Genomic DNA, 14,556 nt, shown 5'->3' with positions numbered 1-14,556 from the left:
CCCCGTAAAAAAACCTGTAACGCCACTTATCCAATAGTGTTTGCCAGGGCAGGTCGGCAGCTGTTATCTGTATGTATAACCAGTATCCACCTCTTTGCGGCGCGCTTGTTCTGTGACTTCCAACCCTCTGGAAAACCCTCTTTATTACCTGCACAACTTCCAGCAGGTGCTGGCCTGGCTCGAGCTGCGCTACGCCGATGTGCTGTCACCTGAAGAGCTTAGCTTCATTGCCGACTTCGCGGCCCTGGCCCAGCCATCCCAGGCCCTGCTGGTGCGCATGATCATGCGCAAGGGCTGTCATTTTCGCATGTCCCGGCTGGTCTATGAAGAAATCGGTGATACCCGCGCGGCCGTCGCACCGCTGGTGCGCCTGGGCTGGGTCGACGAACACGCGCCGCTGACCCTGGAAGAGCTGTTCAACCTGTTGCAGAAGGCGGAAATCCTCCACGGTTTTCGCCCGGTGATCGAGCAGCCGAAGGCCCGTAAGTCCGACTGGCTGGCGGCGCTGGCGCCGCTGTTCGACGAGCCGCGGAGCCTGGACCAATGGTGCCCGGGGCTGGAAGACGGGGTGTGCAGCCTGACGGTCATGGCGCTGTGCGACCGCTTGCGCCTGATGTTCTTCGGCAACCTGTACCAGGACTGGTCGGAGTTCGTGCTGGCCGACCTGGGCATCTTCACCTACGAGAAGGTCGAGTTCCGCGACGACGCCCGGGCCCTGCGCAGCCGCGCCGATGTCGAGGGTTTCCTGTACCTGGAGGATTGCCGGCAGTGCTTCGAAAGCGGCGCGGCGCTGGACGAGGTGCTGGCGGGCATCCAGGCGTTCGCCAGCGACAATCCCTGGCTGCAGCGGCGCCGGGCCAAGCTGCTGTTCCTGCTGGGCCAGCACTGTGAGCGGCTAGCCGAATGGCCGCTGGCGGCCGCCATCTACCAGGCCTGCGCTTATCCCGGGGCGAGAGCGCGGCTGATCCGCGTCTTCGAGCGCAGCGGCGATTACCCGCAGGCGCTGGCCCTGGCCGAGGCGGCGGCACTGGCCCCGTACAACGCGGCCGAGCAGCAGCAACTGCTGCGCCTGCTGCCCAGGCTGCGACGCAAACTCGGCGGCCCGGCCACGCCGCGTGGCGGCACCCGGCCGACGCTGCGCCTGGACCTCAGCCTGCCGCGGGTCGATCCAGAGCTGTCGGTGGAATTCCATGTGCAGGCCCATCTCCACGAGGAGCAGGCGCCAGTGCACTACGTGGAGAACAGCCTGATCAATTCGCTGTTCGGGCTGCTCTGCTGGCCGGCGATCTTCGCGCCGCTGCCCGGGGCGTTCTTCCATCCGTTCCAGCGCGGCCCGGCGGACCTGTTGAGCGAGGACTTCCACAGCCGGCGCACCGAGCTGTTCCAGGCCTGCCTGGCGGAGCTGGATGACGGGCGTTATGTGCAGACCATCCGCCAGCGTTACCTCGACAAGTGGGGCGTGCAATCGCCCTTCGTGTTCTGGGGCGCCCTCAGCGAAGAGCTGCTGGAGCAGGCCCTGGCCTGCCTGCCGGCCGAGCACCTCAAGCACTGGTTCGACCGCCTGCTGCAGGACATCAAGGCCAACCGCGCCGGCATGCCGGACCTGATCCAGTTCTGGCCGCAGCAGAAAACCTACCGGATGATCGAGGTCAAGGGCCCTGGCGACCGCCTGCAGGACAACCAGCTGCGCTGGCTGGAGTTCTGCCAGCAGCACCAGATGCCGGTGGCGGTCTGCTACGTGCAATGGGCGGAGCAGGGCGCGTGAACTACCGCATCGCGGTACGGGCGCTGTGCGAATTCACCGCCAAGGTCGGCGACCTCGACCTGCGCTTCACCCCGTCGCCCACCGCGCTGGAAGGCATCCAGGGCCACCGCACGGTGGCGGCGCGGCGCAGCGCGAACTATCGGAGCGAAGTGTCCCTCGAAGGCAGCTTCGGCGCGTTGACCGTCAAGGGCAGGGCGGACGGCTACGACCCGGACGCCAACCTGCTGGAAGAGATCAAGACCTACCGCGGCGACCTGGAGCGCATGCCGGCCAACCATCGCCAGCTGCATTGGGCCCAGGCGAAAATCTATGGCTGGCTGCTGTGCCAGCAGTTGCAACTGAGCAGCATCCGTCTGGCCTTGGTGTACTTCGACATCCTCAGCGAGCGCGAGACGTCGCTGGTGGAAGAGCACGGGGCCGAGGCCCTGGAGCAGTTCTTCAACCAGCAATGCAGCCTGTTCCTGCAATGGGCCGAACAGGAACTGGCCCACCGGCACGCCCGCGACCAGGCCATGGCGGCGTTGAGTTTCCCCCATCCCGACTTCCGTCCGGGGCAGCGCAGCCTGGCCGAGTCGGTGTACAAGGCGGTGAGCACCGGGCGCTGCCTGATGGCCCAGGCACCGACCGGGATCGGCAAGACCCTGGGTACGGTGTTTCCCATGCTCAAGGCGATGCCGGGGCAGCAACTGGACAAGTTGTTCTTCCTCACCGCCAAGACCCCGGGGCGCAAACTGGCGCTGGACGCCGCCGAGGTGCTGTTCGAGCGCAGCCCCGGGCTGCCGTTGCGAGTGCTGGAACTGGTGGCCCGGGACAAGGCCTGCGAGCACCCGGAACTGGCCTGTCATGGCGAGTCCTGCCCGTTGGCCAAGGGTTTCTACGACCGTCTGCCGGCGGCGCGGCAGGCGGCGAGCCAGGTGTCGCTGCTGGACCAGCAGGCGGTGCGCGAGATCGCCCTGGAGCATGGGCTGTGCCCGTATTACCTGAGCCAGGAAATGGCCCGCTGGAGCGATCTGCTGGTGGCGGACTACAACTACTACTTCGATTTCAGCGCCTTGCTGTTCGGCCTGGCGCAGGCCAACCAATGGAAGGTCGCCGCGCTGGTGGACGAAGCCCATAACCTGGTGGAGCGCGGGCGCTCGATGTACAGCGCCAGCCTCGACCAGTACCAGTTGCACAACGTGCGTCAGGTTGCCCCGGAGCCGCTGAAGAAGCCGCTGCAACGGCTCAACCGCGAATGGAATGCCTTGCACAAGGAGCAGTCGCGGCCGTACCAGGCCTATGACCAGGCGCCGGCCCCGTTGCTCAAGGCGCTGTCGCTGTGTATCTCGGCGATCGGCGATTACCTCAACGACCATCCGCAAGGGCTGGACAGTCGGTTGCAGGGCTTCTATTTCGACGCCCTGCAATTCGCCCGGGTGGCCGAACTGTTCGACGAGCAGTTCCTGTTCGATATCAGCAAGCGCGAACTCAATGCCCGCCGCAGCCTGTCCGAGTTGTGCCTGCGCAACGTGGTGCCGGCGGGCTTCCTGGCGCCGCGGTTGAGTGCGGCGCGCAGTACGGTGCTGTTCTCGGCGACGCTCAATCCCTGGCATTACTACCGCGACCTGCTGGGGCTGCCGGAGACCACGGTGTGGGTGGATGTCGAGTCGCCGTTCAGTGCCGCGCAGCTGGACGTGTACATCGTCAGCCGGATCTCCACCCGTTTTGCCCATCGCCAGGCGTCCCTGGCGCCCATCGTCGAGCTGATCGCCAGCCAGTTCCGCCGGCGCCCCGGCAATTACCTGGCGTTCTTCAGCAGCTTCGATTACTTGCAACAGGTGGCCAGCCTGCTGGCCGAACAGCACCCGGATATTCCTCTGTGGCAGCAGTCCCGCGGGATGGATGAAGGGCAACGCCAGGCGTTTCTCGAGCGCTTCGACGCCGATGGCCAGGGAGTGGGTTTCGCCGTGCTGGGCGGGGCGTTCGGCGAGGGCATCGACCTGCCGGGTTCGCGCTTGATCGGCGCCTTTATCGCCACCCTCGGCCTGGCCCAGTTGAACCCGGTGAACGAGCAGTTGAAACAGCGCATGGCGGCGATTTTTGGCGCCGGTTACGACTACACCTACCTGTACCCCGGCCTGCAGAAGGTGGTGCAGGCCGCGGGCCGGGTGATTCGCAGCCAGCAGGACCGTGGCGTGGTGATGCTGATCGACGACCGGTTCGCCGAGCCCAGGGTCCGGCAATTGCTGCCGGGCTGGTGGTCGCTCGACGCCCCGGGCGGCGAGGCGCTTCAGGGCGCCGGGTAGGCGGCGTCGCGGATCTCCCGGGTAAAGGCCCCCGACATGCCCTCGAAGGCGGTGTTGGTCAGCGCCACCACGGTCAGCCTGGCCTGGGGGTCGACGAACCAACTGTGGCCGTAGGCGCCGCCCCATTGCAGGGTGCCCCTGGATTGCGGGGTGCCGGCCAGGGCCGGATCGTCCAGCACCGCCCAGCCGTAGCCGAAGCCCCAGCCCGGCCCCTGGGTCTGGGCCTGGGCGCCGACCTGGTCGGTCATCATCGCCTGCACGCTGCGCGCGGAAAGCAGCGGGCCACCACCCTGGCGCAAGGTGTCGAGAAAACGCGCCACATCCATGGCGGTACCGGCCATGCCGGCGCCACCGGAGGGGTAGGAGCGCGGGTCGAAGATCCGCTGGAGGGAGAACCGCGTGGTGCTTTCGCCGACCCTGATCGCCGCTTCGTCCTGCATCCGGCTCGGCCGCGGACGGTCATCGCGGTACACCGCGCCGAGGCGCGCGGGATCCTTGACCGAGAACGCGGTGTCGTTCATGTCCAGAGGCTTGGTGAGCAGTTCCTCGGTCAGGGTCGGCAGGCTTTTGCCGCTGGCCTTTTCCAGCACGGCGCCCAGTACGTCGATGGCCATGGAATAGCGCCATTGCGTGCCCGGCGGATAACTCAAGGGCACGCTGGCAATGCGTTTGAGGTTGTCTTCCAGGCTCATGCCCGGCTCGGCCAGGCCATCCGACACCCCCGCCGTGCGATACGCTCCGTGCTCGGCCTCGAGAAAGCCGTAGCTCAGGCCGGCGGTGTGGGTCAGCAACTGCTTGAGGGTGATCGGCGGTTGCGTGCCATCGGCCAGCCTTGGGCGGAAATCCGGCAGCCATTGGCTGACTGTGTCGTCCAACGACAGCGTGCCCTGTTCCACCAGGCGCATGGCGACCGCGGAGACCATGGGCTTGGTGACGGACGCCAGGCGCAGGATGGTGTCGCCGGTCATGGGCCGGGCCGCTTCGCGGTCGGCGAAACCGGCGGCGCGCTGGTACACCACCTGGCCATCGCGCATCACCACCACCACGGTGCCGACGATCCGCTGTTCGTCGATGGCCCGTTCGATGGCCGTGTCCATGCGCCTGCCGAGTTCCTCGTCCGGCGTGGCAGCGCCGGCCAGCGAAGCGCCGAGGGTGACGGCCAGGGCAAGCAGACCTTTACAGGTTCGATCCATGGGAGGAAGCCTCTATAATCACAGTGTTCGTTATGATTAACCGGCATTCGTTCTAATTTCAATAGTGATCACTATGATAAATAACCCTACTGCCGTGGTGCGCCGTCGTGGACGGCCGATTGCCTTTGATCGCGACCAGGTCCTGGCCCTTGCGGCCGAGGTGTTCTGGCGCCTGGGTTATGAAGGCGCCTCGATGCCGGAGTTGTCGGCGGCCATGGGCATCACGGTGCAAAGCCTGTATGCGGCGTTCAGGTCCAAGGCCGAGCTTTACCAGCAGGCGCTGCTGCATTACCAGCGCAGCACCGGGGCCTTTGCCGAGCGGGCACTGCGCGAGGAAGCGGACGTGGTGGACGGTTTTCTCCGCCTGCTGCGCGAGGCGGCTCATGAGTACAGCCTGCCTGGCCGGCCGCGGGGCTGCATGATCTCCACCGCGACCCTGACCTGCGCGGTGGAAAACGATGCTATTCGTGAATTTGTCAGTGCCCTGAGGGCCAACACCCTCCAGGCCTTTGAAGGGCATATCGAGCAGGGCATCGCCAGCGGGCAACTGCACGCCGATACCCAGGCCGCGGCGCTGGCCCGGTATATCGGGGCGATCATTCAAGGCATGTCGGTACAGGCCCAGGATGGCGCGGATTGCGCAGCGTTGCTGGCGATCGGCGAGTTGGCGGGACGGGAAATACAGCGGGCCAGGGCCTGACGGGATGCCCGCCAATAAGCGAGCCTCAGCGGTTGCCGAGGCCTGTGCCGTCCTGTGAGACGCGGATGAACCGGCGCAGGGTTTCACCCGGCCCGGTGCGGAACTCGGTGGGCCTGGGTTGGCCCTCGTCCGCGGCGATGAAGACGAACTCATCGCCTTCGAGTCGATAGCTGGCCGGCAAGTGCTTGCCGGTGTCGGCGCCCATGGAATCGACCCAGGTAATGGACTTCGGCGTGGTCCGGGTATCGAGGGTAAAACTACCCGCGAGCAACAGCTCGCCTTCAAGCGTCACGACACGGAACCCTTGCCCCTGGATCAGGGTAAGGGCGCCTGGGGCGCCATGTTCGTCAGGTGGGTTGCTGACCCCGTTGTCCTCGTACTCCACCTGTTCCCAGGCACCTTGAAGCTGTTGCAGATCGAACTGGTCGTCGCCGGTCATCGCTGCTCGGGCCTTCTGTCTTTGCTGGGTGAAAGGGGCGGGGTCAGTTGAAGATGTTGCGACCGATGCAGTACGTCAGCAGGTCCTGGTCGCTCTCGACTTCCAGCTTGCGCATGGCGGAGATTTTCTGCGCGCTGATGGTCTTCGAACTGCGGTTCTGGCTTCGGGCAATGTCACTGACGCTCTTGCCGGAAACGAACAGCCGCAGGATTTCAAACTCCTTGGGCGAGAGCATGGAAATCCGGTCGTCGATGCTTGCATTGGACTCGATGACCGAGCTCGGCGCAGGTTCGATACTCTGATAGGAACCTCTTTCGACGATGGTCTTGAGCGCCACCTGGATTTCATTGTGCAGCTGGCTTTTCTGGATCACCCCGACCACCCCCAGCTCATGCAGGCGTGTAAGGATCAACTGGTTGGAGATCATGGTCAGGATCAGTACCTGCAGGCGCGGGAAGTGGCGCTTGAGGTACTCGACCAGCTTGAGGCCGTCGCCGTAGGGAGAATCCCCGGGCATGTTGTAATCGGTAATGACGATATCGACCGGTTGTTGCTCGAGGATTTCGATCAAGCCCTGTGAGCTGATGGCTTCACCGACTATTTCAAAGTTGCTTTCTCGTTCCATCAACTCGCGAACGCCGAGCAGAACAATCGGGTGATCGTCGGCGATGACTACTTTAAATTTTTCCATGACTAGCCACTCGTAATACGCCGGTTGGTAAGGAGAAAGAATAAGGGATTGCGTTCATCAAATCTTGTCGCGTCTCATTCAAGTGCATTAAGAATATCCGTCAAGCTTTGTATCAGGCTTTTCACCTCAAGGGTCACGGAAGAAGTCGTCGCGCTTTGCAGTATCCGGGACTCCAGTTCGGCACAGTTTTTCGCCAGTGCGCTCAACTGCACGGCACCCAGCGCGCCGGCGGCGCTGTGCAGTCGCTCGGCGAGCCGCTTGGCATCCTGGGCGTCGAGGGCGTCGGTCACGCTCTGGATATCCTGGCGCATGGTGGTAATGAACAGCGCACGCATTTTCGGAGACAGCTCGATCATGGTGTCGCCGGTCGCGGGGGGAGGCGTTGCATCGATCATCGGTTGCGGTTCCTGGGCAGGCGCGTTCGCGCAGAGATTCGACAGGTAGTGGTGCAGCGTCTGCAGGCTCAAGGGTTTGACCAGCCAGGCATTCATGCCGACGGCCATGCAGCGGGCACCTTCTTCGCGCAGGGCATTGGCCGTGACCCCGACAATCGGAACCTCCCGGTCGCGCTCACGCAGGGCCCGGGTCAGTTCATAACCGTTGAGCAGCGGCATGTTCACATCGGTCAGCACCAGGTCGAACACCTGCGGCTGCCAGAGCTGCAAGGCTTCTTCGCCGTTGGAGGCGGCGGTCACCGTGCAGCCCAGGGCTTCGAGTTGCTCCTTGATGATCGCCTGATTGATCGCGTTGTCCTCGGCCACCAGTATATGCAGGCCGAGCCTGCTGCTCAGGTCGTATTCGGGAGCGGCGGGCGCAATGGTTTTCCCATGCAGGGTCAGGGAGACGGCCCTGGCAATGGCCCGCACATCATGGGCATCCACGCTGCAGCCTGGCTTTGGCTGTGCCGGCGGGTGTTCGCCGCTGGCGCACAGGACCCGGGGGCCGGCCCAGGCGGGCAGGTTGTCGGAGGGCAGGACATCGACCAGCAGGTTGGCCTGGCGCGACTCTTCGACAAAGGCCGGCAATGGCTTGGCGACCACGCCGAGGCGATTCAGCCAGTCGCAGGTGCTCTGCGTCAGCTCCACGGCGGGCGCCCGCACATACACCGCCTGGGTGGTCGGCAGGATGTCCGCGCAGCCATCCAGCGAGCCCGGCATGACCTTCAGCCCCAGCCGCAGCGAGAAGCTGCTGCCCAGGCCGGGCTCGCTGACCACGCGTATCTGGCCGTCCATCATTTCCGTCAACCAGCGGCATATCGCCAGGCCGAGCCCGGCACCGGCCTCGCTGGAAGCGTCGCGTACCTGGTAGAAGGTGTCGAACAGCCGCTCCTGCTGGGCTGGCGAGATGCCGATGCCGGAGTCGGTGACCTGCCATTCCAGGCTGGCCTGGCCCTCCACGGATTCCAGGACCCTGACCCGCAGCACGACACGGCCGGTGTCGGTGAACTTGATGGCATTGCTGAGCAGGTTGTTGAGGATCTGGCGGATCCGTATCGGGTCGCCCTGCAACTGGTCGGGCAACGTTGCATCGACACAGGCGTACAGCAGCAAGCCCTTGTTTTCGGCGAAGACACTGTAGGCATGCAGCGTGTCCTCGATCATCTGCAACGGGCAGAACGCCTGGGACTCGATCGCCATCTGCCCGGATTCGATCTTGGAAATGTCCAGCACATCGCTGATCAATTGGAACAGGGTGCTGGACGAGCGCTGGATGGTTTGCAGGTGTTCGCGCTGCCGCGCATCCAGGCGCGTCAGCCCGAGCAGTTCCAGGGTGCCCAGCACGCCGTAGAGCGGGGTGCGAATTTCATGGCTCATGGTGGCGAGGAACAGGGTCTTGGCTTCGCTCGCCGCATCGGCGGAGCGTCGCGCCTGTTCCAGCATGGCCGCGCCCTCGATATGGCTGGTCACGTCGTGGAAGGCACAAAGCACGGCATCCTCGCCCTGGTAACGGGTGGGCACGAACCCTACCTGCAGGTGGGTACCGTCAATGTCCAGCCGGGTTTCACCGGCGACGGACAGGTCCTGCCGGTTCTCCAGGGCCATCCGCAGTTTTGTGCTGCCTTGCCACTGCTGGGCTTTGCGGTTTTCCAGCAGGACCTTGAAGTCCGCGCGACGCACCACGCACAGGCCGGTGGGCGCGCTATCGATCACGGCCCGGCTGAAGGCCTCGCTTTCGGCGGTGCGTTGGTAAGCCTCGTAGACCGGTTTGACGATGCGCGACTGATACCGGCGACTGACCAGCCAGCCACAGCCGATGCCGCCGATCAGCAAGGCCAGCAAGACCGGCAAGGGCCACAGGGTGTAGTTGAAGTAGCTCTTGAAACCGATGGTGTAGAGGGCGGTCCAGGGCTCGGCGGAGTTGCTCGAGACTTTGAAGACCATGCCGTCGCCGGTGATGTTCAGCCCGTCATGCAGCACGTCGCCCGGTTGCAGCGAACCGCTCAGCACCTTGCCGGAGGGGGCGATCAGGGTCACATGGTCATAGGTCGACCACGGCATGAGTCGCTTGATGTCGCTGACCAGGTCCATGCTCAACAGCGACGCAATGCCGACCGGGTTGCCGGCGTCCTGGACGCCTGACCCTTGCGGCCCGAGGTGGGCGCTGACATAGGCCAGCAGCCGGACGGGGGCCTCGTTGGCCTGATGCGGGACCAGGGGTTCCCAATCGACCACGCCATCGGCCCGTGCCGGATCGTTCGCCAGCAGCAGCTTGAGTGTTTGCAGGACGAGTGCCTTGTTGGGGGTGTCGTTTTTCCAGAGCGGGTCTCGTGAATGCCCGGCTGCCGGAATGCCGATATTGAAGCTGTCCTCGACATCGAACAGAAAAAACGGCGGTGACTGGTAATGGGAAGTGGACCAGAAGGCGCTGTAGTAATCGGTCAGGTGCTCTCCCAGATCGGATAGCCTGGCCAAGGTGTCAGGTGCGATGTTCTGTTGGTTGACGGACAGGCTGAAGGGCGTGGAAAAGGCGAATTCCTGGCCCAGGTAGTTGTGCAATCCCTCTTCGGGCAAGGCGCTTTTCAGGTACGAACCCGAGTCGCTGGAGCGCAAGGGGACCTGGGTGCCTTGTACGGCGACGCCACGGAGGAAGTCTTCATGTTCGCGGATGTCTTCCATCATCCGCGCAAAGTGCGCCTTGAACCTGTCGTGTTGTTCTTCGAGCAGTTTGTGCGACGACCAGTAACTGATGGCGATCAACAGCAGGGTCAAGCCGAGAAAAATCAACAATCCCTTGTTCAGGCGAGTCGAGTATCGTTTCAGATTCTCGAGAAGCGTGTCCTGGTGGTTCATCACTGGTATCCAAAAAAGCATGAAAAAGTCGAAGCCTTGAGGATTTTACCTTTAAACAACGACTTGTCAGTGATGTGGGGCATGTAATCCTGAAGGGTGGGTGTCCTCGGTTCAATAACTGGCGGCTGGACCGTCGTTCACCAGCAGCTGTTGAAACTGTTCGGAGGGGACTGCGCGAGAGATCAGGAACCCCTGCACCTGGCTACAGTCGATCTTGCGCAACAGCGCCAACTCCTCGGCGCTTTCCACGCCTTCAGCGACCACGGTCAGGCCCAGTTGGCGACCCAGGGCAATGATGCTGGTCAGGGCCTTGGTCAGTTCTTCGCTGGCATGGCATCCCTGGACCAGGGCGCGATCGATCTTCAGCTCGGTGAACGGGGTGGAAACCAGGTTCATGTACGAGCTGTAGCCCTTGCCGAAGTCGTCCTGGGACAGGCCGAAGCCCTTGATGCGCAAGCGGCAGGCGCCGGCATAGAAGTTACTGATGTCCTGGGGCACCGAACATTCCATGAGTTCGAAACAGATCTGCCCCGGTACGCCCTGATGTTCCATGACAAAGTCGAACAGGCGGTCCGCCAGGTCGTGGCTGTTGAGCAGATGGGTCGGCAGATTGATCGACACCGGAATGTCGTAGTCATGCTGGCGCCAGCGGGCCTGGGCCTGGATCGCCTGGCGCAGGACCAGCCACAGCAGCTCCTCCTCGAGATCGAAGGACTTGAGGGCGGGCAGGAAGGCGTCGGGGAGCAGCATGCCCTGTGTCGGATGCATCCAGCGGACCAGGGCTTCGGCGGCGACGATGCGGCCGTTGAACAGCGATTTCTTGGGTTGGAACCAGGCCTCGAATTGCTCTTCCTGGATGGCCTGGGCCAGCGCGGCCCGATTGAGCATGGCGGTCGGCAAGGGGCGTGGCGAGCTCGGCTGCGAGATGCTCAGCTGGGTGGTCAGGGTTTGCAGGGCGGCGAGGTTCACCGGTTTCGAAATCAGGCCGATGACTTTCACCCCGAGGTTCTTGGCGACCAGGCTGGCGCTCATCAGCATGCGCCGCGAAGCCGAGCTCATGATCGCCAGCGCCGGCTTGGAGTGCAGGGCCGCCAGTCCCTGGATGAACTGCACGCCATCCATTCCCGGCATCAACAGGTCGGTGAGCACCAGGTCGAACTTGCGCCATTTCAAGCGTTCCAGCGCCTCTTCGCCATCCCTTGCGCCTTCCAGGTAATAGGGGCCCAGCTCACCGAACAGATGCTGCAGGTACATGTGCTGGAAGGGATGGTCTTCAACGATCAATATGCTACAGGGCTTCATTCTTCGCTCTTTCATAGGGCGCTAGGTAATTGAACAGGGCGCGTAATGCAAAAGGTTTGACCAGGCAATGGTTCATTCCGGCCGCCAGACATTGCTCTTCTTCTCCACGCATCGCGTTGGCCGTGGCACCGATGATCGGGACCGTACAGCCACGGCGTCGCAACTCCTTGGCCAGTTCATAGCCATTCATCACGGGCATGTTGACGTCAGTGAGGACCAGGTCGAACCGCTCGGGGTTCCACATCGACAGGGCTTCCTCGCCGTTCGACGCAAGCTCCACGCTGCAGCCCAGCTCTTCGAGCTGATCCCTGAGGATCAACTGGTTGATGACGTTGTCTTCGGCCACCAGCACCTTCAGTTCCAGTTGCTTCAGCGTCCAGTGTTCGTTGTGGCTCTCGGCCTTGGCCACCCACAGCCCCTGGGCCTGGCTGACCGCCTGGTGAATGGAGCGCAGGTGGTTCAGGTTCACGTGCCAGCACCCGGTACGAACCTGCGGTTCGTTGTTGCCGGTGCCGGTGGCGAGGATCAGCGGACCGGGCCAGTCCGGTTGCAGGCGTTGTTCCAGTTCGCCGGGGTGGACCTCCACCAGCAGGCAATCGCTGGTCGGGGCGATCTTCGAGGGATGGCACAGCTGCACCCGGGCTCCCCACTGGCGCAGCCAGCCGCCGATGGACTCCGCGAGCTCCCGCACGCTGGACATCACATAGATGGTTTCCGGCAGCAGCTGGGTGGCGGGCAGGGTGACCGGCCCATCGATCGCGGCTTCCAGGGGCAGGGTGAGGGAGAAGCTGCTGCCCAGCCCCAGTTCGCTGACCATGCGCAGGCTGCCGTTCATCAATTGCGTGAGGCGCTGGCAGATAGGCAGGCCCAGGCCGGTGCCCGCCACCACGTTGGTATTGCCGCCGGTTTGATAGAAGGGTTCGAAGATCAGTGGCTGATGATCCTGGGCAATGCCTTTGCCGGTGTCGGAAACCTGCCACAGGATGCTGGAGCGCTCGCCATCGCGGCTCAGCAGGTTGACCCGCAGCACGATGCGCCCCAGGTCGGTGAACTTCACTGCGTTGTTGAGCAGGTTGCTGAGGATCTGCCGGATGCGGGTGACGTCGCCGATCAGACGCTCGGGGATCTGCGGGTCCACGCAGGAATAGAGCAGCAGGCCCTTGTTCGACGCGGCGGCGGAATAGCCCTGGATCAGCTCGTGGACCAGGTCCAGCGGCGAGAACTCATTCAGCTCCAGGGCCAGTTGCCCGGCTTCGATCTTGGACACGTCCAGCACATCGCAGATCAGCTGCAACAGGGTCGAGGAAGAACACTCGATGGCGCGCAGGTAGTCGCGCTGCTGGGTATCCAGCTGGGTACGCGCGAGCAGCTCCAGGGTGCCCAGCACGCCATACAGCGGGGTGCGTATTTCATGGCTCATGGTGGCGAGGAACAGGGTCTTGGCTTCGTTGGCGGCGTCGGCCATCTGCCGGGCTTCTTCCAGCGCGGCTTCCACCTGCTTGCGCGCACTGATGTCGCTGAAGGCGCAGAACAACACGTCTTCGCCCTTGTAGCGGGTGGGCGCGGAGCTCAGGTAAAGGTGGCGCCCGTCGGCGGTCTCGAAGTAGTCGAAGCGGTTCGGTTCGTGGCTCTTGAAGGCTTGCTGGATCCAGCCGGCGCAGAGTATTTCCCGTTCGATGCCGTCGCCCAGCCACTGCTGCGCCAGGGTGTTTTCCAGGACCACCTGGCCATCGGTACGCCGCAGCACGCACAAGGCCACGGGCGCGGTCTGGATCACGTCGCGGCTGAACAGCTCGCTCTCGACCAGGGCCTGGATACGGCTCAGCGCAGGAGTGATGAAGCGGTGCTCGATGCGGCGGGTCAGCAGGCAGATCAGGCTGATGCTGAACAGGCAGAACACCAGCGCGCCGGCCAGCTGGGGCCAGAGCGCGATCAGCAGCGACTGCAGGCTGAAGGAGTAGACCAGTTGCCAGTCGGAGGTCATCAGTTGCTTGCGGATCACCAGGTGATCGGGCCACCAGCGGCTGCCGACGAAACCGAAGAAGTTGCTGCCTTGCAGTTGTTGCAGGGCCTGCCCCAGGCGCCCGGCCGGGGTGTTGGTGAACAGCAGCGCGCCTTCGGAGTTGAACATCATGAACTCGCCGGCGCTCTGGTCGCTGAGGGCCTTGAGCACTTCCCGCCCATCCATTTCCAGGCCCAGCCAGCCGGAGTCATCGGTGCGCTCGTCGAGCCGGGTGAAAATGTACAGCTGCGAAGTCTGCGTGGACGGGTCGGTGAGCCACAGCTCGTTGGTGTCCGGATGCTCTCCATGGTTGAGCGCCTCAAGCTTGGAGAGGATGGTCCTGGGCAGGTTGGGGGAGGTCGGGTTGCTGCTGTAGAGGCGCATGACCCGGGCCTCGGGACCGGGACTCACATACAGCAGGTTGACCTGCTTGGCCTTGAAGTATTCGCGCATGCGCACGCTTAGCCAGATGCTCCATGGGTCATCGAGGTCGCCCAGTTGCAGGTGCAGTTCTTCGGTGGAGGGCAGGTACACCAGGGCCTGGGCCTGCTTGGAGCGGCGTACCGCGGACAGGCTGAGGCTTTCCAGCAAGGCCTCGCGGCTGGTGAAAAAGGTCTGGGCTTCGGCGATGGCGCTGCTCATGTAGCCGCGGCGCCGGGAAATGTCGTTGCTGAGGGTGGAATTGAGGAAGTTGTAGACGGCTCCGAGGATACCAACCAAAAGAATGAGCGCGAAAAGACGCAGCAACCTGCTAGCGGCTTCAGGACTGGAAAATACGGGACTGATCTGATGAAGGTAGGTCTTTAATCTCATGGACCCACTCTAAATAAACCCTCCTTAATCCGGGATAGGACGATCCTTAAAGTCGCTGGTATTTCGCCGCTTCCAG

The 14,556-nt window shown here is 63.5% G+C and carries 9 protein-coding genes; 3 read left to right on the top strand and 6 right to left on the bottom strand.

The features are described from left to right. Positions 1–112 precede the first annotated feature (112 nt). Together DK261_RS26670 and DK261_RS26665 are read left to right on the top strand one after the other, a co-directional pair. Positions 113–1,765: a VRR-NUC domain-containing protein gene (locus DK261_RS26670; protein ID WP_038632671.1), complete on the top strand. Its 1,653-nt coding sequence runs from the start codon at positions 113–115 to the stop codon at positions 1,763–1,765. Then, positions 1,762–4,050: an ATP-dependent DNA helicase gene (locus tag DK261_RS26665; protein ID WP_110176918.1), complete on the top strand. Its 2,289-nt coding sequence runs from the start codon at positions 1,762–1,764 to the stop codon at positions 4,048–4,050. The genes DK261_RS26670 and DK261_RS26665 overlap by 4 nt, the downstream gene beginning before the upstream one ends. On the opposite strand, the gene DK261_RS26660 is transcribed toward DK261_RS26665, so the two are convergent. Next, the gene (locus DK261_RS26660; protein ID WP_110176916.1) at positions 4,035–5,243 is read right to left on the bottom strand and encodes a serine hydrolase; all 1,209 of its coding nucleotides are present in this window, start codon (positions 5,241–5,243) and stop codon (positions 4,035–4,037) included. The two genes, DK261_RS26665 and DK261_RS26660, sit on opposite strands and share 16 nt — an antisense overlap. Positions 5,244–5,316: 73 nt before the next feature. Here DK261_RS26660 and DK261_RS26655 point away from each other — a divergent pair, with 73 nt between their 5' ends. Beyond that, positions 5,317–5,943 (top strand): TetR/AcrR family transcriptional regulator, encoded by a 627-nt coding sequence (locus DK261_RS26655; RefSeq protein ID WP_110176914.1) that lies wholly within the window; start codon positions 5,317–5,319, stop codon positions 5,941–5,943. A gap of 25 nt (positions 5,944–5,968) precedes the next feature. Here the strand turns inward: DK261_RS26655 and DK261_RS26650 are convergent, their stop codons facing one another. From DK261_RS26650 to DK261_RS26630, 5 genes are all read right to left on the bottom strand, one after another. Then, on the bottom strand, positions 5,969–6,382 hold the full coding sequence (locus DK261_RS26650) for a TIGR03067 domain-containing protein (protein ID WP_028684103.1): 414 nt from the start codon (positions 6,380–6,382) through the stop codon (positions 5,969–5,971). Between the two features lie 43 nt (positions 6,383–6,425). Further along, positions 6,426–7,073 carry a response regulator gene (locus tag DK261_RS26645; RefSeq protein WP_009049205.1) on the bottom strand — a complete coding sequence of 216 codons (648 nt, stop codon included), beginning with the start codon at positions 7,071–7,073 and terminating at the stop codon, positions 6,426–6,428. Between the two features lie 74 nt (positions 7,074–7,147). After that, entirely contained in the window at positions 7,148–10,363 is a 3,216-nt protein-coding gene (locus DK261_RS26640; protein WP_110176912.1) for a hybrid sensor histidine kinase/response regulator, read from the bottom strand. A 111-nt stretch (positions 10,364–10,474) separates the two neighbouring features. Beyond that, complete coding sequence (locus DK261_RS26635; protein ID WP_009049203.1) at positions 10,475–11,665, bottom strand: EAL domain-containing protein; 1,191 nt, start codon at positions 11,663–11,665, stop codon at positions 10,475–10,477. Continuing rightward, on the bottom strand, positions 11,652–14,480 hold the full coding sequence (locus tag DK261_RS26630) for a response regulator (RefSeq protein ID WP_028684101.1): 2,829 nt from the start codon (positions 14,478–14,480) through the stop codon (positions 11,652–11,654). Before DK261_RS26630 ends, DK261_RS26635 begins: the two co-directional genes overlap by 14 nt. Positions 14,481–14,556: the final 76 nt, after the last annotated feature.

The organism is Pseudomonas sp. RW409, assembly GCF_003184125.1.
In the GTDB taxonomy this organism is placed as follows: domain Bacteria; phylum Pseudomonadota; class Gammaproteobacteria; order Pseudomonadales; family Pseudomonadaceae; genus Aquipseudomonas; species Aquipseudomonas chlororaphis_I.
Note: the sequence above shows the minus strand (reverse complement) of the source record. Positions and strands in the feature narration are given on the sequence as shown.